Consider the following 23,007-nt stretch of genomic DNA (forward strand, 5'->3'; position numbering starts at 1 on the left):
AAAGAAAGCGGCGCGATTGTGCAACTTTTTGTAGGACATTCGCTATAGCCAACACTGGATCAGGACTGCGCCAACACGCTTTTATGCTCGCCCTGAGGGGCGGAAAACACCAGATAATCGTCCTCGAGATTGCCGTAACGCAGCTGCGCCAGATCGAAGAGATAGTTCTGATGCAGCTTCCAGGGCACCCGATCACCCTGCGCCGGCAACAGGTGTGAAGCCCGCTCGATATAGCCCGACTGCAGATCGAGAAACGGTTCCGGCCGCGCCCGACCGTCGGTGTCACGCGGGGTTACCTGCCGCATGCCGATGGCGTCCACGTGGCGGATCAGGCGACAGAAGTACTCGCTGGAGAGATCGGCCTTGAGCGTCCAGCTGGCATTGGTGTAGCCCATCACCACCGCCAGATTGGGTAGGTCACGTAGCATGATGCCGCGATAGCCCATGCTCTTCGGTGCCTCGAAAGGCGCACCATCGACACTCACGGCGATGCCACCGAACAACTGCAACTGCAGACCGGTGGCGCTGACGATCACGTCAGCAGCCAGCTCCTCGCCGCTTTTCAGGCGGATGCCCTGAGCGGTGAAACGCTCGATCTCGTCGGTCACCACCTGCGCCTTGCCCTGGCGCAGCACGCGAAACAGATCACCGTCAGGCACCGCACAGACGCGTTGGTCCCAGGGCTTGTAGCGGGGGCTGAAATGGCGCAGATCGACCCGTTCGCCCAGTTGCCGCCGCACCAGCCCAAGCAGGACCCGCCGCACCAGATTCGGAAAGCGCTTGGCCAGTTTGTAGAAGACCAGTTGCAGGGTCACGTTGCGCCCGCGCGCCAGGCGATACACCCAGGTCTCCGGCAATACTCGCCGCAGCGCGTTGGACAGCGCATCGCGCTGCGGCAGGTTGATCACGTAGCTGGGCGAACGCTGCAGCATGATGACCTGCGCCGCGCGCTCGGCCAGTGCCGGTACCAGGGTCACAGCGGTGGCGCCGCTGCCGATCACCAGGATGCGCTTGCCGCTGTAATCGAAGCCTTCAGGCCACAACTGCGGATGAATGAACGCGCCCCGGTAATCCTCGCGGCCAACGAAATCGGGTGTGTAGCCGGCCTCGTAGCGGTAGTAGCCAGTGCACATCATCAGGAACTGACAGCTCAGACGCAGCGGTTCGTGCTCGTCGCCGCGCTGCACCAGCAACTGCCAGGTGGCGCTGGCACTGCACCAATCCGCTTTGAGCACCTTGTGCCGATATCGAATCAACCCCTCGACGCCATGTTCACGTGCGGTTTCCTCGATGTAGCGGCGGATCGACGGGCCATCGGCAATGGCCTGTGGGTCGCTCCAGGGTTTGAAGTTGTAGCCGAGGGTGTACATGTCCGAGTCGGAGCGAATACCCGGATAACGAAACAGGTCCCATGTACCACCGAGCGCCTCTCGGCCCTCTAGAATGGCCAAGCGCTTGCCCGCACAGTGGCGCTGCAGATGGCAGGCGGCGCCGACACCGGACAGGCCGGCACCGATGATCAGGACATCAAGATATTCCACGGACATGGCGCACGCTCACGAAATTCGGGCAATGAGCATCACCTTAGTCGATGCGCTCGTCATTCGATCTTTAATGTGGCCGAACGGCTTGTGTACCGTGCCGTCGACACAGTCTGAGCACCGCGGCTGGCCTGGCGGGTCCCGTCAGCGCTAAGCTGTCGCCATGACCACGCCATACCTGACCCCGCTCCAGACCAGCAGCACGGATGCCGCCAGCGGCCTGCGCATCGGTGGCGACTGGACGCTGGCCCATTACAGCCGACTCGAACCTCAGGTCCTGGCCCTGCGCGAACGCCTACATGGCCAGGAAAGCATCGACCTCGCCGAGCTGGCCGCGCTGGATACTGCCGGCGCTGCGCTGCTGGTGGATCTGCTGGGCAGCGAACGTCTGCGCCAACTCGCGCAACAGGTCACCCTGAGCACCGAGCGCCGCGCCCTGTTGCTGGCAGTGGCAGACGCCATGGCAGGCACTGCGCAGGTGCAGGAACACCCCACGCCCTCGGCTCTGCGCGAGGTACTCGGGCATATCGGCGAAGTGGTCGAAAGCCTTTGGTGCCAGGGCCGTGCGCTGCTCGGCTTCATGGGGCTGACCCTGACCAGCATGCTGGCGATACTGGTACGCCCAGCACGTTGGCGTCTGACCTCACTGGCAGTCCATCTGGAACAATGCGGGCTCAACGCCGTACCCATCGTCGCGCTACTGACCTTCCTGGTCGGCGCCGTGGTGGCCTTTCTCGGCGCCACCATCCTCGCCGACTTTGGTGCCAGCATCTACACAGTGAATCTGGTCGCTTTTTCCTTCCTGCGCGAATTCGGCGTGCTGCTCACCGCCATTCTCATGGCCGGCCGCACAGCCAGCGCCTTCACCGCACAGATCGGCTCGATGAAGGCCAACGAGGAAATCGATGCCATTCGCACCCTCGGCCTGAGCCCGATCGAACTGCTGGTGCTGCCGCGGGTGTTCGCCATGCTCATCGCCCTGCCGATCCTGACCTTCATCGCCATGCTCAGTGGCATGCTCGGCGGCGCGCTGGTCTGTGCGCTGAGCCTGGACATCTCGCCGACCATGTACCTGTCGATCCTGCAGGACAGCGACTTGCTGCAGCACTTCCTCGTTGGCCTGCTCAAGGCGCCGATCTTTGCGTTCCTGATCGCCCTGATCGGCTGCCTGGAAGGCTTCAAGGTCAGCGGCAGCGCACAATCGGTGGGCGAGCACACCACCTCGGCGGTGGTGCAGTCGATCTTCGTGGTCATCCTGCTCGACGCCCTGGCGGCATTGTTCCTGATGGAGATGGGCTGGTGAGTCAGGCAACCGTCATCGAGGTACGCGACCTGTGCAACCAGTTCGGCACGCAGGTGGTGCATCAGCATCTGGACTTCGACCTCTATCGTGGCGAAATCCTCGGCGTGGTCGGCGGCTCGGGCACCGGCAAGTCCGTGTTGCTGCGCAGCATCGTCGGCCTGCGCCAACCCAATGCCGGCACCGTGCGGGTGTTCGGCGAAGAGTTGCTGAGCCTGCCAGCCGAGCGGCGCTCGCAGCTGGAGCGGCGCTTCGGCGTGCTGTACCAGCGCGGCGCACTGTTCTCCTCGCTGACGGTCAGTGAGAACATCGCTCTGCCACTGATCGAGCACGCCGGTCTGACGCGTGCAGCAGCCGAACGCCTGGCCAGAGTCAAGATCGCCCTCGCCGGCCTGCCGCAGGATGCCGCCGACAAATACCCCAGCTCGTTGTCCGGCGGCATGGTCAAGCGCGCGGCACTGGCCCGCGCCCTGGCACTGGACCCGGACATCCTGTTTCTCGACGAGCCCACCGCCGGCCTCGACCCGATTGGCGCGGCGGCCTTCGACCAGTTGATCCGCACCCTCAGCGACAGCCTGGGCCTGAGTGTATTTCTGGTCACTCATGACCTGGATACGCTCTACAGCATCTGCGACCGGGTCGCGGTGCTGGCGCAGAAGAAGGTGCTGGTGGCCGACCGCCTGGACGTGGTGGCCGCCACCAACGATGCCTGGATTCAGGAATATTTTCACGGCCCGCGTGGACGCGCAGCCGCACAGACCGCTGCGGCGGCAGGGAGTCAATGAATGGAACCCAGAGCCCATCACGTGCTCATCGGCTTATTCACCGTACTCACGGTGAGCGCTGCGCTGCTGTTCGGCCTCTGGCTGAACAAGAGCGGGGCCGATCGTGCTGTCACCGACTACGAAGTGATCTTCAACGAAGCGGTCACCGGGCTGTCGCAGGGCAGCGCCGTTCAATACAGCGGCATCAAGGTCGGTGACGTGATCAGCCTTGGCCTAGATCCCGACGATCCGCGTACCGTGCGGGCGCGCATCCGCATCGTCGGCAACACACCCATCAAGCAGGACACCCGCGCCCGCCTGGCGATCACCGGCATCACCGGCCTGGCAGTGATCCAGCTGTACAGCGGCAGTCCGGAAAGCCCGCCGCTCAAGGGCAAGGATGGCGAGCCGGGGATCATCATCGCCGACCGCTCACCACTGTCGCGGCTGATGGCCAACGGCGAAGACCTGGTGCTCAACATCACTCGCCTGCTCCACCGCGCAAACCGCATGCTCTCGCGCGAGAACGCCGAGCGCGTATCACGCACCCTGGAGAATCTGGAGCAAGCCACCGCCGGCATCGCCGACCAGCGTGACGAGCTGGGCGAAGCGCTGCGCCAGACCAGTGCCGCCACCCGTGAAGCAGCCGCATTGATGCAGAACGCCAATCAACTGCTCGACAACCAGGGTAGCCAGGTGCTGGAAAGCGCCGAACGCCTGATGGTCTCGCTGGAGCGCAGCAGCCGCACCATCGAGGAGTTGCTACAGAGCAACCGCAGCGCGCTGGACAATGGCATGCAGGGCGTCGGCGAGCTCGGCCCCGCCATCAGCGAACTGCGCGACACCCTCGGTGCCCTGCGCGGCTTCTCCCGTCGCCTGGAGCAGGACCCCACCGGCTACCTGCTGCGTAACGACAGCATCAAGGAGTTCCAACCATGAAGCGCCTGTCCCTGCTGCTGGCCGCCGGCCTGCTCGGCGCCTGCTCGATCCTGCCGCAGAGCGAACCATTGGATATCTACCTGCTGCCGGGCGCCGCCCTGCCGGCGCAAAACCAGCGTGTTGACTGGTCACTGCGGGTGAACAGCCCGGTCAGCAACCAGTTGCTCGATGGCACGCGCATCGTCGTGCTGCCCGAGCCGGGTCGGGTCAACACCTATCAGGGGGTGCGCTGGAGCGAGCGCACGCCGCAGTTGCTGCGCGGTCGCCTGCTCGATGCCTTCCACGACGACGGGCGGATTCAGGCGCTGAGCAACGAGGAGCAGCGCCTGCAGGCCGATCTGGAACTGGTCAGCGACCTGCGCAGCTTCCATAGCCAGTATCGCGACGGCATCCCCGAGGCGCTGATCCTGCTCGATGCACGCCTGGTCGATGCACGCGACCAGCGTATCCTCGCCAGCCGCCGCTTCAGCGTCAGCCAACCGGCGGGTGATACCTCGGTTGCCTCCGTGGTGGTTGCGTTCGGCCAGGCGGGGGATCGATTGTCCCGCGAGCTGGTGGACTGGACGCTGGCCGAAGGGCAACGCGCTACCCCGTAGGGTGTGGTGGGCCGCCTGGGCTGTACGCACCAGGCACTTCACAGGTGATCATCGGTGCGCGCGGCGCACCCTACACAACTGGCGAGAACCGTGCGCACCAATGCCTTGCGCGCAATCCCTGATGCGCACGCCTAGGCACCCCTACGCGAACGACGCCGCCAACCAACCGCGCACCTCGGCGTAGGGGTACTCCTCCAGCGCAGCGAAACCGGCCAGCTGGCGTGCCTTGAGCTTGGTGAACAGCGGCGTGGGCACGCCGCAGAGAAAGCGCGTCAGGCACTCGCGGCTCGGCCTGTGGCCCGCGTGCTGCTGGTGCTTCTCGACGAAGGCGGCGCACAGCGCCTGTGCATCGCGGCCTTGCAGAGAGGGCAATTCGGGCGGTTGTGGCAAAGTGGCGACCTGTCTCCGACACACCGAACAGTGCCCACAGCGCTCGGGCGCCTGCTCATCGCCGAAATACAGCGCCAGGCGCCGACTCAGGCATTCGCGGCTCTCGAACAGCGCGAGCATGGCCTGGATACGGGCGATCTCGCTGGCTTCATGGGCGCGGAAGTGCGCGTGCAGATCATTGGCCAGGGCTTCGACCTCGAAGCCGCCATCGATCACGGCGTAGACCTCGGTCATCTGCTTGCTTTCCAGCTCCAGCCAGCCCTTCTCCTGGAAGTAATCCAGCGCCTTGACCACCCGCGCGCGCTCGGCGCCATGGTCGCGATACAGCACATCGAAATCCAGGGTGCTCCAGGTCCGCGCGCGGCGCGAGCTGGCCAGGATGGCCTCGACGAACTGACGCCGCTCGCCCTCGAACTGCGCCAGCAACGCCGCGTCGTCCAGCAACAGCTTGAAGCGGTATTCGGCGAAGTAGGCGTAGCGCGGCGCGATGATGCCGCGCAGTTCAAGCTGCACCAGCAGGGTCTTGAGCGGCAGCGCGCGGATATTGCTCAGCTCCGACAGTTGCCCGAGCATCAGCTCCCATTGCCCGCCCGTGCCGACCGCACGCAGATCGTCGAGCACGGCACGAATCCCTTCGAGCTCCGGGGTATCGCCATAGACGAAGTTCTCCAGCACGCTGAGCCCATCGCGGCTGGCCAGCACCAGGCAGTCCGAAGCCTGGCCGTCACGGCCGGCGCGACCGATCTCCTGGCTGTAGTTTTCCACCGACTTGGGTAGGTCGAAGTGCACCACGTTGCGAATGTCGCGCTTGTCGATGCCCATGCCGAAGGCGATGGTGGCGACGATGCACTCCAGCTCGCCGGCCATGAAGCGCCGCTGGATCGACTCGCATGCCTCATGCGCCATGCCGGCGTGGTAGGCGCTGACCGCCAGACCGTCTCGCGCCAGGCGCTCGGCGACCTGCTCGGAGGTCTTCTGCTGGGTGACGTAGACGATGCTCGCCTGGCCGCGGCGCGGCGCCAGCCATTGCTGCAGGCGCTGCGCCTTGGCGCCGCCAGGCACCGGCTCGACCAGCAGATTGAGGTTGGGCCGATAGAAGCCAGTGGTGACCACGTCTGCTTCGGCAATGGCGAATTTTTCGCGCATGTCGGCAATCACCTTGGGCGTCGCCGTGGCAGTGAGCAGCAGCACCTGACCGATGCCGAACTGACGCTGGTAGTCGGGCAGTTTGAGGTAGTCCGGGCGAAAGTTGTGGCCCCACTCGGAAATGCAGTGCGCCTCGTCGACCACCAACAGGGAAATCGGCACCTGAGCGATGAAATGGCGAAAGCGCTCGTTCTTCAGGCGCTCCACCGAGATCATCAGGATCTTCAGCTCCCCGCTGCGCGCGCGATTCATCACCTCGGCGGCCTGCTCGCGGCTCTGCGCCGAATCGATGCTCGCCGCCGCAATGCCATGGGCATGCAGGAAGGCCAGTTGGTCCTGCATCAGCGCCAGCAGCGGCGAAATGACCACTGTCAGGTGTGGCAGGTGCAGGGCCGGCAACTGGTAGCACAGGGACTTGCCGGAGCCGGTGGGGAAGATCGCCGCCGCCGAACGACCGGCGAGCACGGCGCTGATCACCGCTTCCTGACCGGGACGCAGGTGATCGAAACCGAAGACACGTTTGAGGGTGGACATGCGCTGTCACTCCATTGACCGCCGAATGGCCCATGACCATAACGCGGTTCGGTAGGGTGCGCCATGCGCACCACCGTATTGCCAGCCGGTGCGCACGGCGCACCCTACCCTGGAAATGACAAAGTATGTAGTCCGGATGAAATCCGGGAAGTCTCGCAGGGCGGGTGCAAACCGCCAGTCTGGCCATGGCGGGTTTCACCCGCCCTACGGCGCACTTGGCCTTCATAAATGACAAAGCCGCCCGCAGGCGGCTTTGTCAGAGAGCGCAGCTCAGCTTACAGCTGCGGACCGGCGTTCTTGATGGCGTCGCTGACATCGAACTTCTGGAAGTTGTCGATGAACAGCTTGGCCAGGCCCTTGGCGGCTTCGTCGTAGGCATTCTTGTCAGCCCAGGTGTTGCGCGGGTTGAGCAGGTTGGTCTCGACGCCCGGAACCGACTTGGGCACATCCAGGTTGATGATCGGCAGGTGCTCGGTCTCGGCACCGATCAGAGCGCCGCTCTGGATGGCGGCGATCACACCACGGGTGGTGGGGATGTTGAAACGCTTGCCGACGCCGTAGCCGCCACCGGTCCAGCCGGTATTGACCAGGTAGACCTTGGAGCCGAAGGCATTGATGCGCTTGATCAGCAGCTCGGCGTAAACGCCGGCCGGACGCGGGAAGAACGGTGCACCGAAGCAGGTGGAGAAGGTCGACTTGATGCCGCCGCCCGAACCCATTTCAGTGGAGCCGACCAGCGCGGTGTAGCCGGACAGGAAGTGGTAGGCCGCCTGCTCATTGTTGAGGATCGACACCGGCGGCAATACACCGGTCAGGTCGCAGGTCAGGAAAATCACGGCGTTCGGCTCGCCGCCCAGGTTCTTCTCGCTGCGCTTCTCGACGTACTCCAGCGGGTAGGCGGCGCGGCTGTTCTGGGTCAGGCTGTCATCGGCGTAATCGGGAACACGCTGCTCGTCGAGCACGACGTTTTCCAGAACGGTACCGAACTGGATGGCTTTCCAGATCACCGGCTCGTTCTTCTCGGACAGGTCGATGCACTTGGCGTAGCAACCACCTTCGACGTTGAACACCACACCTTCGCCCCAGCCGTGCTCGTCGTCACCGATCAGGTAACGCGACTCGTCGGCGGACAGGGTGGTCTTGCCGGTACCGGACAGGCCGAAGAACAGGGTGACATCGCCTTCTTCGCCGATGTTGGCGGCGCAGTGCATCGGCAGCACGTCTTTTTCCGGCAGCAGGAAGTTCTGCACGGAGAACATGGCTTTCTTCATTTCACCGGCGTAGCGCATGCCGGCGATCAGTACTTTCTTGGCGGCAAAATTGATGATCACACAGCCGTCGGAGTTGGTGCCGTCACGCTCAGGCACGCACTCGAAGTTGGCGACGTTGAGGATCTGCCACTCGGCCTTGCCAGCCTGGTTGTAAGTGCTCGGGTTGATGAACAGCTGACGGCCGAACAGGTTCTGCCAGGCGGTCGCGGTGGTCATCTTGACCGGCAGGTAATGCTCTTCGGCAGAACCGACGTGAACGTGGGAGACGAAGTGCTCCTGCGCGTCGTTGAACGCGGCGACGCGATCCCACAGGGCGTCGAACTTGTCGGCCGGGAACGGACGGTTGATGGCACCCCAGGCGATCTGCGCCTCGGTGCTCGGCTCCTGAACGATGAAGCGATCAGCCGGCGAGCGGCCAGTGCGATGACCAGTACGTACGACCAGCGCGCCATTGGCGGCCAGTTCCCCTTCACCACGGCGAATGGCTTCTTCGACCAGTTGCGCGGCGCTGATGTCGGTGTACACGGCGTTGTTGGCTTGCGTCATGAGGGTCCCCGTCGGCCACTGGCCGAGTCTTCCGAACGTTGTGTAGTGCAGGGGCAACTGCACTACACGGTAAAAAAGTCGCGGGAGTATGCCAGAAAAGCGAACTGCTTGGCATCCTCCGATCTGATAGAGAACGGCTATCGTTCAGAAAAGTTCATCAATGTCGTGTATGCGACGGTGCCTCGCTGCCAGCGCCGGCGAACAGCTGGGCGATATCGGCAGCGTCGAATGCATAACGCTCGTTGCAGAACTGGCAATCGATCACCACGCTGCCACCCTGCTCGGCCAGCAGCAGTTCAGCGTCAGCCTGGCCAAGGCTGGCCAGGGCGCTGGCAGAACGCTCACGCGAGCAGCTGCAGCGAAACTGCAGCGGCTGCTCGTCGAACAGACGCACATTCTCTTCATGATAAAGGCGATGCAGCAGGGTCTGATTGTCCAGACCAAGCAGCTCTTCAGCGGTCAGGGTGTCGGCCAGAGTCAGCACATGGTTCCAGCTCTCGGCGCGTGCCTCGGCCTCTATCTGGTGGTGCGCCGGCAGCTGTTGCAACAGCAGACCGCGAGCACGCTGGCCGTCGGCCTTGAGCCAGAAGCGCGTCGGCAGTTGCTCGGAGCTGGCGAAGTAGTTGGACAGACACTCGGCCAGGTCGACGCCATCCAGGTCGACGATACCCTGGTAGCGCTGGCCCCGAGCCGGATCGATGGTGATCGCCAGCACGCCAGTGGGCATCAGACTTTGCAGGTCGGCATCGGCGCCGATCTGCTCGGCTTCATAGCGGGCGATACCACGCAGTTCACGCGCGCTGGAGCATTCCACCATCAACAGCGACAGCGGGCCTTCGGAGCGAGCCTGCAGTACCAGCAGACCATCGAACTTGAGGGTGCCAACCAGCAGGGCCGCGGCGGCCATCATCTCGCCGAGCAGTTGCGCCACTGGCTGCGGGTAGGCGTGCTTGGCCAGCACATGGGCGTAACTTTCGCGCAACGCGACCATTTCGCCCCGCACGTCGGTGTCGTCGAAGAGAAAACGTTGACTGAAGTCGTTCATGGCGGCTAGCCCAGAGTCTGTAAAAAGGCTGGCGATTTTATGCACAAACGCCATCACAACCAAGGCCCGACCGTCATGTGCGCCTGCTCACACAGCACAAGCCAGGCCCTGAACCTCGACTGAACGAGCGCTCGGCGGCCCTTGCACTGCCGCGCGCACTGCCTATCATCCGCGCGCCTGGAGTTGGCCTGTCATAAAACTGCAAAGGGAATTCCCATGTCGAGCACGTTCATCAATCGCCACTGGCACCCACGCGCCATGCTGGTCTGCCATGTCGTGGCCATCGCGCTGCTCGTCAGTTGGCTGTGGGAGCCCACACGCGAGTTGTGGGACGCCTTCGATCTGTGGCTGTTCAAGCTGCTCAACGAGCCTGTACACGCCGCCGGCCTGTGGGCCAAGATCTGGGCAATCGGCAGCATGCGCCCGGTGGACTTGGGCGTCGGCGTGGTGATGCTGGCGGTCATGCTCAAGGCCGATCTGGTATTCACCGGGCCTCAGGTACGCCGGGCCCTGTTCGCCTTTCTGGTCGCCCTGACGGTGATGCTGCTGATGCGTGTGCTGTTTTCCGATCTGGTCGAGCACATGGGCTGGCAGCACGCCAGTCCTTCGCTAGTGGTAGAAGGCAGCGCCCGCCTGACCGAAATGTTCCCCGCCTGGGAAGAGCGCTGGAACCTCAAGGACAGCGCCAGTCGCAGCTTTCCCGGTGATCACGCCTCGGTGCTGCTGATCTGGGCCTACTTCATGAGTTTCTTCGCTCGTGGCTGGCGCCTGCTGCTGGTCTGGGCAATTGCCCTGATCGGCATACTGCCGCGTCTGGTGGCCGGCGCCCACTGGGGGGCGGATGCCTTCGTCGGCGGCGTGTTCCTCAGCCTGCTGGCTCTGGCCTGGGGTTGCTACACCCCACTCGGCCATCACGCCAGCGAATGGCTGGAGAAGATCACCCTGCCAATCACCTCGCGCCTGGCCAAGGTGCCACTGCTGGGCCGCCTGAGCATCGTCAGCGGACGCTGAACGAGGTCGCCCGGATGCTATCCGGGAATGTTCGGTGTGATTTCCCGGATTTCATCCGGGCTACAGCCGCCAACCGTAGGGTGCGCCGTGCGCACCAACACCGGTCGGCGAAGTTTCGGTGCGCACAGCACAGCCTGCGGCGAGGTAACGCTATTCGTCCTCATCCGCCCAGGGGTGGCGCAGGCCACCTTCCTGCTGTTCATTGAACTGATGGATCTGCCGCCGCTGCTTCTTGCTCGGCCGGCCGTCGGTCTGCATCCCCACGGCGCCAGCCTTACGCATCGCCGCAGCTTGCTCGCGGCGAGCAATACTTTCTTCCGTTTCGCGATACAGCAGTTGCGCCTCGGGCGCGCCACGGCGGACGCTGGATAATGCCAGCACGACCACGGTGCGTTCGTCGAAGCCGGTGCGCAGCACGTATTCGTCGCCAATCTTCGGTTCCTTGCCCGGCTTGCAGCGCTCGCCACGATGATGAACCTTGCCACCCTCTATAGCGGCCTTGCACAGGGCGCGCGTCTTGAAGAAGCGTGCCGCCCACAGCCATTTGTCCAGGCGGATCTTGTCGTCGTCTTTTTCGCTCATCTCACTCTCTGAAGGGTTCTGGTATTCGCACGCACGGCAGATGCAGTTGTCACACGACACAACTAGAATGCGCGAAATCATAGGCCTTGTAAGCCGCAGGGGACACTCTCACCTTGAAGACTTTCGACCAGCTCAGCGTGATCGGCCTGCGTGAGTGGATCAATCTGCCCGAGCTCGGCATCATCGGTTTGCGCGCCAAGATCGACACCGGCGCCAGCACCTCGAGCCTGCACGCCAGCGATATCCAGCCGTTCCATAAGGACGGCGAGGACTGGGTGCGTTTTACCGCCTACCTCGGTACCCAGGTGCAACGCCGCCATCGCTGCGAGGCGCAGATGGTCTCGGTGAAACGCATCAAGAGCTCCAATGGCCAGGCGCAGAGCCGCTACGTGATCCGCACGCATCTGGCCCTTGGTGATCGCCTGTGGCCGGTCGAGTTCACCCTGGCCTGCCGCAAGACCATGCGTTATCGCGTACTGCTCGGTTCCAAGGCGCTGATCACCGGCCAACTGGTAGTCAATCCGGCACTCAGCTATGTGCAGGACAAACCCTCACTCTCCTCGTCCCTCCCAGGTGCCCAATGAAGATCGCCGTGCTGTCGCGCAACCCGCGTCTGTATTCCACTCGCCGTCTGGTGGAGGCCGGTCAGCAGCAGGGCCATGAGATGCAGGTGATCGACACCCTGCGCGCCTACATGAACATCGCCAGCCACAAACCGCAGATCCATTATCGCGGCCAGGCACTTGAGGGCTTCGATGCGGTGATTCCGCGCATCGGTGCCTCGGTGACGTTCTATGGCTGCGCGGTGTTGCGCCAGTTCGAGATGATGGGCGTCTACCCGCTCAACGAGTCGGTGGCCATCAGCCGCTCGCGCGATAAGCTGCGCGCCCTGCAACTGTTGTCGCGCAAGGGCATCGGCCTGCCGGTGACCGGCTTCGCCCACTCCCCCGACGACATTCCCGACCTGATCCAGATGGTCGGTGGCGCGCCGCTGGTGATCAAGGTACTGGAAGGCACTCAGGGCATCGGCGTGGTACTGGCCGAAACGCACAAGGCGGCGGAGTCGGTGATCGAGGCCTTCCTCGGCCTCAAGCAAGACATCATGGTTCAGGAATACATCCAGGAAGCCGGCGGCGCCGACATTCGCTGCTTCGTGGTCGGTGACAAGGTGATCGCGGCGATGAAGCGCCAGGCCAAGTCCGGCGAGTTCCGTTCCAACCTGCATCGTGGCGGCAGCGCCAGCCTGATCAAGATCACCCCGGAAGAGCGTATGACCGCCGTACGCGCGGCCCGCGTGATGGGCCTGAACGTCGCCGGGGTTGACATCCTGCGCTCCAACCACGGCCCGCTGGTGATGGAGGTGAACTCCTCGCCCGGCCTGGAAGGCATCGAAACCACCACCGGCAAGGACGTCGCCGGCATGATCATCCAGTACCTGGAGAAGAACGCCGAACCTGGCCAGACCCGCACCAAGGGCCGCGGATGAGCCCAGTGTTCGACGGTCGCCTGGCGCTGATCGCGCCGGCCTCTGCCATCGCCGAAGACGTGCTCGAGGCAACCCTGGCGCAACTCGATGTACTGGGCATCGGCTACCACCTGGGCCAGCACGTGCGCGCCCGCCATCGCTACCTGGCCGGTACGCCGGAGCAACGCCTGGAAGACCTGCACCAGGCCTTCGCCCTGCCGGACATCAGCGCCGTCTGGTGCCTGCGCGGTGGCTACGGCTGCGCACAACTGGTGGCGGATATCGACTGGGCGCGGCTGCGCCAGGCCAGCCCGCGCCCGCTGATCGGCTTCTCCGATCTGTCGATTCTGCTCGAGGCCTTCGCACGGCATGGTCTGCCAGCCATTCACGGGCCGGTGGCCACCGCGCTCGGCCATCTGGCTCTGTCAGCGCCCGGCGGCCAGCGTGAACGCCTGGCCTCGATGCAGGCGCTATGGAGCTTGCTCAAGGGCCAGCACCAGCAGCTGCCGCTGCACCATATCAGCGGCCCGCAGCATGTCATCGAGGGCACCTTGCAAGGCGGCAACCTGACGGCCCTGGCCAGCGTGTGCGGCACCCATGCCGAGCTGCGCCTGGCGGAAGATTCGATCCTGATTCTGGAAGACGTCGGCGAGCCCTACTACCGGCTTGAGCGCAGTCTCTGGCAACTGCTGCACAGCTTCGCCGGCAAGCGCCCGCGCGCGGTGTGCCTGGGCAGTTTCACCGACTGTCCACGGCGCGGCGTGCACCACAGCCTGGAACAGATCATCGGTGACTACCTCGTGCCGCTGGGCATCGCGCTGTACAGCGAACTGCCCAGCGGCCATGGCGACAGCAACTATCCCTGGCCCTATGGACAGCGGGCGCGCCTGGGCAGCGGCGGCCTGAGCTGGTAACCCGATTCAGCGCTGACGCGCCTGCATCCAGGCGAGGAACTCCGCTTCGGTCATCGGCCGGCCGAACAGGTAGCCTTGGCCCAAGGCACAACCCTGCTCACGCAGCAGCGCCAGCTGGCTGTCGTGTTCGATGCCTTCGGCCACACACTCCAGGCCCAGGTTGCGCGCGATCATCAGGATGGTCTGCACCAGCATGCGCCCACTCGCTTCACCGTCGAGATCAGCGACGAAGCTGCGGTCGATCTTCAGCCGATCCAGCGGCAGACGCTTGAGATAGGTCAGCGACGAGTAGCCGGTACCGAAGTCGTCGATGGCGAAGCGCACGCCCTGCGCCTTGAGCTGCTGCATATTGCCGATGCAGCGCTCGACATCTTCGAGCAGCACGCCCTCGGTGATTTCCAACTCCAGGGAATGGGCATGAACGGCGTGCTGGCGAAGGCACTGCTCGACACGCTCCACGCAGTCCGCCTGACGCAACTCACGCGGGCTGAGATTGACCGCCAGCACCAGTTGTGGCCATTGCGCCTGCCAGCGTGCCAGGGCCGCACAGGCCTGCTCCAGCACCCACTGACCGATGTCCTGGATCAGCCCGGTTTCCTCGGCCAGGGGAATGAACTGATCCGGCCCGATCTCACCGCGCTCGGGGTGCATCCAGCGCAGCAGCACCTCGGCGCCCGCCACGCTGTTGTCAGTCAGCATCAGCTGCGGCTGGAACACCAGTTGCAGTTGCTGACGCGAGACGGCCTGGCGCAACTCGCTCTGCAACTGCAGGCGTTGGTCGATGGCAACCTGCATCTCCGGAGCGAAGAAATGCAGGGCGTTACGCCCGGCATGCTTGGCTCGGTACATGGCGGTATCGGCCTGTTTGAGAATGTCCGAGGCCTGCTGCAGGCCCAGCGGGTGCAGGGCGATGCCGATACTGGCGCTGATCGCCAGCTCATGGCCGTCGATCAGGCAACTGCCATGCAGGCCGCGCAGCAGTTTCTCGCCCACTGCTGCGGCCTGCTCGGCAACCGCTTGCGGCTCATGGTCCAGCGCTTCGAGCAGCACCACGAACTCGTCACCGCCGAGACGCGCCAGGGTGTCTTCAGTGCGCAGCTCACGGGCCAGGCGTGTGGTCACTTCGACCAGCAGGGCGTCGCCAACCAGATGACCCAGGCTGTCGTTGACCGTCTTGAAGTGATCCAGATCGATGAACAGCAACGCGCCCAGGCTGCCCTCACGACTCTCGCGATCCATGGCGTGCTGCAGGCGATCAAGCAGCAGGCGGCGATTGGGCAGGCCGGTGAGTTCATCGCTGTAGGCCAGGCGCTCGATCTCACGCTGGTAGCGTTGGCGCTCGGAGATGTCGGTGACGCTGGCGCGAATCAGCAGGCTCTCCCCCGGCATGCGCACCAGGCGCACCTCGCAGGGCAACTGGCGACCGGCGCTGTCGCGATGGCTCCATTCGAACACCGGCGCTTCACCGGCAATGGCGCGGCGCAGGAAGGCCTTGCCAGCGCGAGAAGACAGCCGACCATCGGCCTGACGCAGCGGGCTGATACTCTGAATCGACTTGCCGAGCAGCTCATCGCGGCGATAGCGGAACAGGCGCAGGGCGTTCTCATTGCACTCGACGATGCCGCCCTCCGGATCGAACAGCAAGATTGCCTCGGGCGCGTGCTCGACCAGCGTTCGGTAGCGCGCCTCGGCCTCATGCCGGGCACTGATGTCCTCGACCAGCAGCAGGAACAGCGTCTGCCGGCCACCACCACCGCGCACGGCGCGCAGGCTGACACGGGTGAAGACCACCAAGCCATCGGCACGCAGAAAGCGCTTGTCCATCTCGAAGCCATCGCTGCTGCCCAGCAGCACCTGCTCCACATGAGCCTGCTCGGCTGGCAGATCGTCCGGGTGCGACAACTGCTGCCAACTGCTGGCGAGCACTTCGTCGCGGCTACGACCGAGGATGCTGCACAGCTTCTGGTTGACCTCTTCCCAGCCAAAGCTCCGGGTAGTCAACGCCATACCGATCAGCGGCGCCTCGAAGAACAGGCGCAGACGTTCGTCTCGCTCGCGAAGCTGTGACTCGGTGCGCTTGCGCTCGCTGATGTCCTGCACCACGCCGTAGATGCGCACCAGGCTGCCGTCGATATCGCGCTCGGCCATGCCGCGCAGGCGCACCAGGCGTCCCCCCAGGCGCGCTGCCAGGCGCACCTCGATATCCAGATCATCCCTCCCGCTCAAGGCTGCCTGCAGGGTCTGCATGATCAGCGTCTGACTCGGCGTGTCGTAATAGTCCAGCACCTGCTGCAGGTCGGGTGGCCCCAGCTGGATGTCGCGGTCGACGATGCGGTAGCAGCCATCGCTCCAGAACATGCCGTAGTCGCTGATCTCCAGCACCCAGCCGCCCAGGTTGGCGATGTCTTCGGTCTGGCTGAACAGATGGCTCTGACGCAGTAATTGCGAGCGCTGTAGCTCGACCTTGGCCGCCAGCTCGACACGCTCGGTGACATCGTGCTGCAGCCCGACGAAATGGCTGATGCCCTGCTCGTCGCGCATCGGTGCCAGCACCACCTCGTTCCAGAACGGCTTGCCGTCCTTGCGATAATTGCGCACCACCGCATGGCCGCTGTGCCCCTCTCGCAGGGCACGGCGCAACGGTTGCAGCTCGAGCTGGACGCGATCCTGGCCGAGCAGGAAACGACAGTTGCGCCCCAGCGCCTCCTCGGCGCTGTAGCCGGTTATCTGGCTGAATGCGAAATTGCAGTACACCAATGGCATGTCGGCCTGGCGCGCATCGGCGATGGTCACGCCCAGCGGGCTGGCCTCCATCGCCAGATTGGCGCGGGCCAATTGCTGCTGCATCTGCGCGCTGCGCGACAGCGCCTGGCGCAGATCGCCGAGCGCACGTCCCACCAGCAAGGTAGCGCCCATCAGCAGCAAGACTGCGAAGTGCAAGTGACTACGCTGCAGATCCAGCTCGCCGAAGCTCAGGCTGCCGCGTAACAGCGGTAGCGGCAGGGTGGCGGCGTACACCAGCAGCACACCATACAGAGCACCGGCAAAGGCATGCCGTAGCGCCAGTACCAGCATGCTCAGACCAAGCAGTGGCAGAGCGAGCTGAGCCGGCAGGCTGGCGCTGAGCAGCATCAGCACCAGAAATATGCCAGTCGCCAACAGCCAACCACCTGGCGAACGACTGATGCTGAGCGTCGGCGCGCTATCTGCCAGCGGCTCGCTTATCCAGCCGCGTGCACGCAGCAGCGGGGTACCGTACGCCAGCAAGGGCGCCGTCAGGGCGAGCATGTTGATGGTGTCGCTCAACCAGATCGCCAGGCTGTCCTGCGCCCACTGCTCGCTGGTCTGAAAACCGGTCAGCCAGAGGTTGCTCTGCAAGCCGAGCGCCACCAACGCGCTCGGTATCAACACGGCGAAGGCAAGGAACCTCAGCAGATCGCTCAAACGCCCCAGGGCGGGATCGAAAGGCTGACGCCGCAACAGCCACCAGCCCAGAGCAACGGCGGCGGTTTCCGGCAGAGCATAGAGCGGCGCCCACTGCCAGGGCAGGCCCCAGAGCGGCGTGCTGAACAAGGCATTGAGGTACAACGCCGGCAGCACGCGCGGCCCCCACAACAGGCACAAGGCAAGGCCTAGTACCAGAGGCAGATAACACAACGCCACCCCGTCATTCAGGCGGGTCGCCAGGGAAATCCAGGTTGCCAGATGGAAAATTGGCAGCGGCAGCCACCAGATCCAGTAGGGCAAGCGTTTGGGAAAGGCGGCGGGCATGCAGGCCTCGAGTTGATGCGCCGGCACAGCATAGCCCAGCGCCAGAGTGCTTGGCAGCATATTGCCAGCACCCTGACCGTCAACTCGGCCGGTTCGTCAGCTACACCGCGTCGCGCGGCAACAGCAGTCCCAGCGGCAGGCGCACCCGTGCCTCGAGGCCGCCACCACTGCGATTGCGCAACTCGACGCTGCCACCATGCAGGGCCGCGATGCGCTTGACGATGGCCAGACCAAGACCTGTGCCGCGCCCACCACGCGCCCGATCACCGCGAATGAAGGGGTTGAAGATGCTGTCCAGCTCGGCCGGATCGATACCGTTGCCACGGTCCAGCACACTCAGTACCACATAAGGCGCGTTGTGGTCGCCGGCCAGGCTGGCGACCACCTCGACAGCATCACCACCGCCATGATTGAGGGCGTTCTCCACCAGATTGGTGAGCAGGCGCTTGGTCGAGACACGGCGTAGCGGGAAAGGCGGGATCGGCTCGAGGCACAGGCGCACGCGCTCGCCGTTCTGGTTGTAGGGCGCCAGGGTTTCGCGCACCAGTTCGGAGAAGTCCAGCGCCTCCACCGGCTCGTCGCGTCCGTCGCGGATGAAGGCGAGGAACTGATCGAGGATGGCGTCCATGTCTTCGATATCGCGCACCATATCCTCGGTCAGCTCGGAATCATGGTCCATGAACTCCAGGGCAAGGCGCAGACGAGTCAGCGGCGTGCGCAGATCATGAGAGACGCCGGCCAGCATCAGTTCACGTTCGCGCCCGGCCTGTTCGACGTCCTCGGCCATCTGGTTGAAGGCGCGGTAAACCTCAGTCATCTCGCTTGGCGTATCGCCCACCGGCAGGCGCACACTGCGCCCCTGGCCAAGCTGGCGAGCGGCATAGACCAGGCGCTTGAGCGGCGCATTGAGTTGGCGCACGAAGATCCAGGCGGCGGCCGTGGACAGCAGGCCGATACCCAGGAACCAACCGAGCACGCTCCAGATACGCTGACCACGCAGAGGGTGCGGATACATCGGCACCCTCACCCAGCCATCGCCGAGACTCGGCGCCCGCACCCACAGCGCGGGTGGCGTGGTCGCGCGCACGCGGGTCTCGGTATCGGGGCCGAGCTCGGTTTGCATCTGCCGCTGGAAGATTTCGCTGTAGGGCCAGTGCTGCTCACTGGCCGGTACCTTGTCGCGCGGGATGCGCTTGAGCCCCGCTGCCTGGGCGATATGGTCGCGATCATCGGGATTGGCCGCCCAGTAGGCCCGCAGGGTCAGCGCCGCACCGTGGCTGTACTGGCGGTCGACCAGCACATCCTCGTTCATCATCAGGTACACCAGCGTCAGTGCCTTGGAGAACAATACGACCACGAGCACCAGCCAGAGGGTGCGGGCGAAGAAGCTTTGCGGGAACCAGTAGGGGGCTTTCATCAATACAGAACCGTAGGAGCGAGCACAGCTCGCGAATCGAAACAACGTTTTCGCGAGCAGCGCCCGCTCCTACATGTCACTTGTTGCCGTCGGGCACGAACACGTAGCCCACACCCCAGACAGTCTGGATATAGCGCGGCTTGGAAGGGTCCGGCTCGATCAGGCGACGCAGGCGGCTGATCTGCACATCGATGGAACGCTCGAGCGCATCCCACTCGCGGCCGCGGGCCAGGTTCATCAGCTTGTCGCGGGTCAGCGGTTCGCGCGCATGTTGCACCAGCGCCTTGAGCACGGCGAACTCGCCAGTGGTGAGCATGTGCACTTGCTCACCCTTCTTCAGCTCGCGGGTGGCCAGGGACAATTCGTATTCGCCGAAACTGACGCTCTCGTCTTCGCTACCCGGCGCACCCGGCACCACCGGCGCCTGACGGCGCAGCACCGCCTTGATACGCGCCAGCAACTCGCGCGGGTTGAAGGGTTTGGCCAGGTAGTCGTCAGCACCCAGCTCCAGGCCCTGGATACGACTGGACTCATCGCCCTTGGCCGTGAGCATGATGATCGGCATCTGGTTGCCGGCTTCACGCAAGCGGCGGCAAGCAGACAGACCGTCTTCGCCCGGCAACATCAGATCCAGCACCACCAGATTGAACAGCTCGCGCGCCAGCAGACGATCCATCTGTTCGACGTTTTCCACTGCGCGAACCCGGTAGCCCTGCTCATCGAAGAAGCGCTCGAGCAAGCGGCGCAGACGGGCGTCGTCATCGACGATGAGAATCTTCTCGCCTTCGGCGACAGGGGCAGCGGACTGGGTCATGGCGTCTCCTTGGACAGCCGTACTGAGGACGGCAAGTGGCGGCATTATCGCTCAGGCGCATGGTTGGGCGCTTTAGCCATTGTTAGCAGATTTTTCCCCAACGGTTCGCAGCTCTCGCGAATGCGGTGTTTATAATGCGCCGCTTTCGTGTCTGGCCAGCATCTTTGCGGCCGCCCTGTCGCTTCAGTGGGTAGTTTCTATATGGACAGCATCAACAACCGCATCGCCGATGAACTGGGCGTGCGCCCGCAACAGGTTGCCGCCGCCGTGGCCCTGCTCGACGAAGGCTCAACCGTGCCCTTCATCGCCCGTTACCGTAAAGAAGTGACCGGCAGTCTCGACGACACCCAGTTGCGCCACCTGGAAGAGCGCCTGCGCTACCTGCGCGAGCTGGACGAGCGCCGCGTGGCGATCCTCGCCAGCATCGAGGAGCAGGGCAAGCTGACCCCCGAACTCAAGCGCGAAATCGACCAAGCCGACACCAAGACCCGCCTCGAAGACTTGTACCTGCCGTACAAGCAGAAGCGCCGCACCAAGGGCCAGATCGCCCTGGAAGCAGGCCTCGGCGAATTGGCCGATGCGCTGTTCGACGACCCGAATCTCGCGCCCGAGCAGGAAGCCGAGCGCTTCATCGACGCCGAAAAGGGCTTCGCGGATGTAAAAGCCGTGCTCGAAGGCGCCAAGTACATCCTCATGGAGCGCTTCGCCGAAGACGCCGCGTTGCTCGACAAGCTGCGCAGCTTCCTCAAGGACAACGCCACCCTCAGCGCTCGCCTGGTGCCGGGCAAGGAGAACGAAGGCGCCAAATTCAGCGACTACTTCGAGCACGACGAAGCGCTAAAGGGCGTTCCGTCGCACCGTGCGCTGGCGATTTTCCGCGGCCGCAACGAAGGCATTCTCAGTTCCAGCCTGAAGGTCGGCGAGGAGCTGCCCGGCGCCATGCATCCATGCGAGCTGATGATCGGCGAGCGCTTCGGCATCAGCGCGCAAGGCCGTGCCGCCGACAAGTGGCTGGCTGAGGTGGTGCGCTGGACCTGGAAGGTCAAGCTCTACAACCATCTGGAAACCGACCTGCTCGGCGAGCTGCGCGAGAAGGCCGAGGACGAGGCGATTGCCGTGTTCGCCCGCAACCTGCATGACCTTCTGCTGGCCGCTCCAGCCGGCCCGCGCGCCACCCTGGCACTCGACCCGGGCCTGCGTACCGGCTGCAAGGTGGCGGTGGTCGACGCGACCGGCAAGGTGCTGGAAACCGCCACCGTCTACCCGCACGCCCCGCGCAACGACTGGGACGGCACTCTGGCCATCCTCGCCAAGCTCTGTGCCAAGCATGGCGTCGACCTGATCTCCATCGGTAACGGCACCGCCAGCCGCGAGACCGACAAGCTAGCCGCCGAGCTGATCAAGAAGGTGCCGGGCCTGAAGCTGACCAAGGTGATGGTCTCCGAGGCCGGCGCCTCGGTGTACTCGGCCTCGGAACTGGCCGCCCGCGAATTCCCCGATCTCGACGTCTCCCTGCGCGGCGCCGTCTCCATCGCCCGTCGCCTGCAGGACCCGCTGGCCGAACTGGTGAAAATCGACCCGAAATCCATCGGTGTCGGCCAGTACCAGCACGACGTCTCGCAACTCAAGCTCGCGCGTAGCCTGGACGCCGTGGTCGAGGACTGCGTGAACGCAGTCGGCGTGGATGTGAACACCGCCTCCGCCGCCCTGCTGGCGCGCATCTCCGGCCTCAACGCCACCCTGGCGCAGAACATCGTTGCCCATCGCGACCAGAACGGTGCGTTCAAGACCCGAGCCGAACTGAAGAAGGTGCCGCGCCTGGGCGACAAGACCTTCGAGCAGGCCGCCGGCTTCCTCCGCGTGATGAACGGCGACAACCCGCTGGACGCCTCCGCCGTACACCCGGAAACCTACCTGCTGGTCGAGCGCATCGCCCATGACACCGGCCGCGACATCCGCTCGCTGATCGGCGACTCGGGCTTCCTCAAGCGCCTCGATCCGGCCAAGTTCACCGATGAGCGCTTCGGTCTGGTCACTGTCGGCGACATCCTCAAGGAACTGGACAAGCCTGGCCGCGACCCGCGTCCCGAGTTCAAGACCGCCGAGTTCCAGGAAGGCGTGGAAACCCTCAACGACCTCAAACTGGGCATGGTGCTCGAAGGCGTGGTGACCAACGTCACCAACTTCGGCGCCTTCGTCGATATCGGCGTGCACCAGGACGGCCTGGTACACATCAGCGCGCTGTCGGAGAAGTTCATCAAGGACCCGCACGAGGCGGTCAAGGCCGGCGACGTGGTCAAGGTCAAGGTGATGGAGGTGGACATCCCACGTAACCGCATCGCCCTGTCCATGCGCATGGGCGACACGCCGGGCGAGAAGGTCGAGGGACCGCGAGGCGGTCAATCGCGCGGCGGCAACCGTGGCGGTAACGCACCACGTAGCGAGCGCCATTCCAGCCAGGACAAACCGGCCCCTGCCACCGGCGGCATGGCCGCACTGTTCGCCAACGCCAAGCAGTTGAAGAAATGAGTACGACCGATAACGTGGGCGCCAGCAGCGCCTTTTCCCGCCTGCTCGGCCTGGAGATCCTCCAGGTCGGCGGCGGCGAGGCGCGCGTGCGCCTGACCCTGACCGACGATTTGCGCAACCTGCACGGCAAGCTGCACGGCGGTGCGCTGTTCTCGCTGATCGACACCGCCATGGGCCAGGCCAGCCACAGCCTGGGCGACGGCGGCCCGAGCAGCGTGACCCTGGAATGCAAGATCAACTACATCCGCCCGGTGTCCGAGGGCAGCGTGCTGTGCCATGCCAAGGTGCTGCACGCCGGTCGCCGTACCCAGGTGGTGGAAGCCGAAGTGCTGCAGGGCGACAAGCTGGTCGCCAAGGCGCAAGGCACCTTCGCCTGCGTGTAATCGCCTCCGCTCGGTCTGGTCTAATCTGGCAAACCGTTCGCCCCTTGCA

18 protein-coding genes are annotated in these 23,007 nt (G+C 64.4%); 10 read left to right on the forward strand and 8 right to left on the reverse strand.

The features are described from left to right. Positions 1–59: 59 nt before the first annotated feature. Positions 60–1,547: a flavin-containing monooxygenase gene (locus H3221_RS03850; protein WP_196475448.1), complete on the reverse strand. Its 1,488-nt coding sequence runs from the start codon at positions 1,545–1,547 to the stop codon at positions 60–62. A gap of 157 nt (positions 1,548–1,704) precedes the next feature. Between H3221_RS03850 and H3221_RS03855 the strand changes: the two genes are divergently transcribed. Genes H3221_RS03855 through H3221_RS03870 form a run of 4 tightly spaced genes read left to right on the forward strand, consistent with a single transcriptional unit; the run spans position 1,705 to position 5,140 of the window. Next, positions 1,705–2,844: an ABC transporter permease gene (locus tag H3221_RS03855; RefSeq protein WP_196475447.1), complete on the forward strand. Its 1,140-nt coding sequence runs from the start codon at positions 1,705–1,707 to the stop codon at positions 2,842–2,844. After that, a complete protein-coding gene (locus H3221_RS03860; RefSeq protein WP_196475446.1) occupies positions 2,841–3,626 on the forward strand; it encodes an ABC transporter ATP-binding protein in 786 nt (261 codons plus the stop codon). Before H3221_RS03855 ends, H3221_RS03860 begins: the two co-directional genes overlap by 4 nt. Beyond that, positions 3,627–4,544 carry an MlaD family protein gene (locus tag H3221_RS03865; protein ID WP_196475445.1) on the forward strand — a complete coding sequence of 306 codons (918 nt, stop codon included), beginning with the start codon at positions 3,627–3,629 and terminating at the stop codon, positions 4,542–4,544. Beyond that, positions 4,541–5,140 carry an ABC-type transport auxiliary lipoprotein family protein gene (locus tag H3221_RS03870; protein ID WP_196475444.1) on the forward strand — a complete coding sequence of 200 codons (600 nt, stop codon included), beginning with the start codon at positions 4,541–4,543 and terminating at the stop codon, positions 5,138–5,140. The genes H3221_RS03865 and H3221_RS03870 overlap by 4 nt, the downstream gene beginning before the upstream one ends. A 141-nt stretch (positions 5,141–5,281) precedes the next feature. Here H3221_RS03870 and H3221_RS03875 read toward each other — a convergent pair whose 3' ends face one another. From H3221_RS03875 to hslO, 3 genes are all read right to left on the reverse strand, one after another. After that, on the reverse strand, positions 5,282–7,210 hold the full coding sequence (locus H3221_RS03875) for a RecQ family ATP-dependent DNA helicase (RefSeq protein ID WP_196475443.1): 1,929 nt from the start codon (positions 7,208–7,210) through the stop codon (positions 5,282–5,284). Positions 7,211–7,485: 275 nt separating this feature from the next. Beyond that, a complete protein-coding gene (locus H3221_RS03880; RefSeq protein ID WP_196475442.1) occupies positions 7,486–9,027 on the reverse strand; it encodes a phosphoenolpyruvate carboxykinase in 1,542 nt (513 codons plus the stop codon). 157 nt (positions 9,028–9,184) lie between these two features. Further along, on the reverse strand, positions 9,185–10,072 hold the full coding sequence (gene hslO / locus H3221_RS03885) for an Hsp33 family molecular chaperone HslO (RefSeq protein WP_196475441.1): 888 nt from the start codon (positions 10,070–10,072) through the stop codon (positions 9,185–9,187). 216 nt (positions 10,073–10,288) lie between these two features. On the opposite strand from hslO, the gene H3221_RS03890 reads away from it, so the two are divergent. Further along, a complete protein-coding gene (locus tag H3221_RS03890) occupies positions 10,289–11,083 on the forward strand; it encodes a phosphatase PAP2 family protein (RefSeq protein ID WP_196475440.1) in 795 nt (264 codons plus the stop codon). A gap of 150 nt (positions 11,084–11,233) precedes the next feature. On the opposite strand, the gene H3221_RS03895 is transcribed toward H3221_RS03890, so the two are convergent. Then, positions 11,234–11,665: an RNA-binding S4 domain-containing protein gene (locus H3221_RS03895; protein WP_192980389.1), complete on the reverse strand. Its 432-nt coding sequence runs from the start codon at positions 11,663–11,665 to the stop codon at positions 11,234–11,236. 113 nt (positions 11,666–11,778) lie between these two features. Here H3221_RS03895 and rimB point away from each other — a divergent pair, with 113 nt between their 5' ends. Genes rimB through H3221_RS03910 form a run of 3 tightly spaced genes read left to right on the forward strand, consistent with a single transcriptional unit; the run spans position 11,779 to position 14,044 of the window. Next, positions 11,779–12,249: a retropepsin-like aspartic endopeptidase RimB gene (gene rimB, locus H3221_RS03900; protein ID WP_450091407.1), complete on the forward strand. Its 471-nt coding sequence runs from the start codon at positions 11,779–11,781 to the stop codon at positions 12,247–12,249. Beyond that, complete coding sequence (gene rimK, locus H3221_RS03905) at positions 12,246–13,151, forward strand: 30S ribosomal protein S6--L-glutamate ligase (RefSeq protein ID WP_160018953.1); 906 nt, start codon at positions 12,246–12,248, stop codon at positions 13,149–13,151. Before rimB ends, rimK begins: the two co-directional genes overlap by 4 nt. After that, positions 13,148–14,044 carry a S66 peptidase family protein gene (locus tag H3221_RS03910; RefSeq protein WP_196475439.1) on the forward strand — a complete coding sequence of 299 codons (897 nt, stop codon included), beginning with the start codon at positions 13,148–13,150 and terminating at the stop codon, positions 14,042–14,044. Before rimK ends, H3221_RS03910 begins: the two co-directional genes overlap by 4 nt. Before the next feature lie 6 nt (positions 14,045–14,050). On the opposite strand, the gene H3221_RS03915 is transcribed toward H3221_RS03910, so the two are convergent. From H3221_RS03915 to ompR, 3 genes are all read right to left on the reverse strand, one after another. Further along, entirely contained in the window at positions 14,051–17,875 is a 3,825-nt protein-coding gene (locus H3221_RS03915; protein WP_224490470.1) for a bifunctional diguanylate cyclase/phosphodiesterase, read from the reverse strand. Positions 17,876–17,915: 40 nt separating this feature from the next. Beyond that, a complete protein-coding gene (locus H3221_RS03920; RefSeq protein ID WP_160018951.1) occupies positions 17,916–19,232 on the reverse strand; it encodes an ATP-binding protein in 1,317 nt (438 codons plus the stop codon). 76 nt (positions 19,233–19,308) lie between these two features. Then, positions 19,309–20,046 carry an osmolarity response regulator transcription factor OmpR gene (gene ompR, locus H3221_RS03925; protein WP_021487699.1) on the reverse strand — a complete coding sequence of 246 codons (738 nt, stop codon included), beginning with the start codon at positions 20,044–20,046 and terminating at the stop codon, positions 19,309–19,311. 201 nt (positions 20,047–20,247) lie between these two features. Here ompR and H3221_RS03930 point away from each other — a divergent pair, with 201 nt between their 5' ends. Together H3221_RS03930 and H3221_RS03935 are read left to right on the forward strand one after the other, a co-directional pair. Then, positions 20,248–22,575: a Tex family protein gene (locus H3221_RS03930; protein ID WP_196477150.1), complete on the forward strand. Its 2,328-nt coding sequence runs from the start codon at positions 20,248–20,250 to the stop codon at positions 22,573–22,575. Continuing rightward, the gene (locus H3221_RS03935; protein WP_106733610.1) at positions 22,572–22,958 is read left to right on the forward strand and encodes a PaaI family thioesterase; all 387 of its coding nucleotides are present in this window, start codon (positions 22,572–22,574) and stop codon (positions 22,956–22,958) included. The genes H3221_RS03930 and H3221_RS03935 overlap by 4 nt, the downstream gene beginning before the upstream one ends. Positions 22,959–23,007 lie beyond the last annotated feature (49 nt).

Origin of the sequence: Pseudomonas chaetocerotis (assembly GCF_015712105.2) — a bacterium.
Taxonomy (GTDB): Bacteria; Pseudomonadota; Gammaproteobacteria; order Pseudomonadales; family Pseudomonadaceae; genus Aquipseudomonas; species Aquipseudomonas chaetocerotis.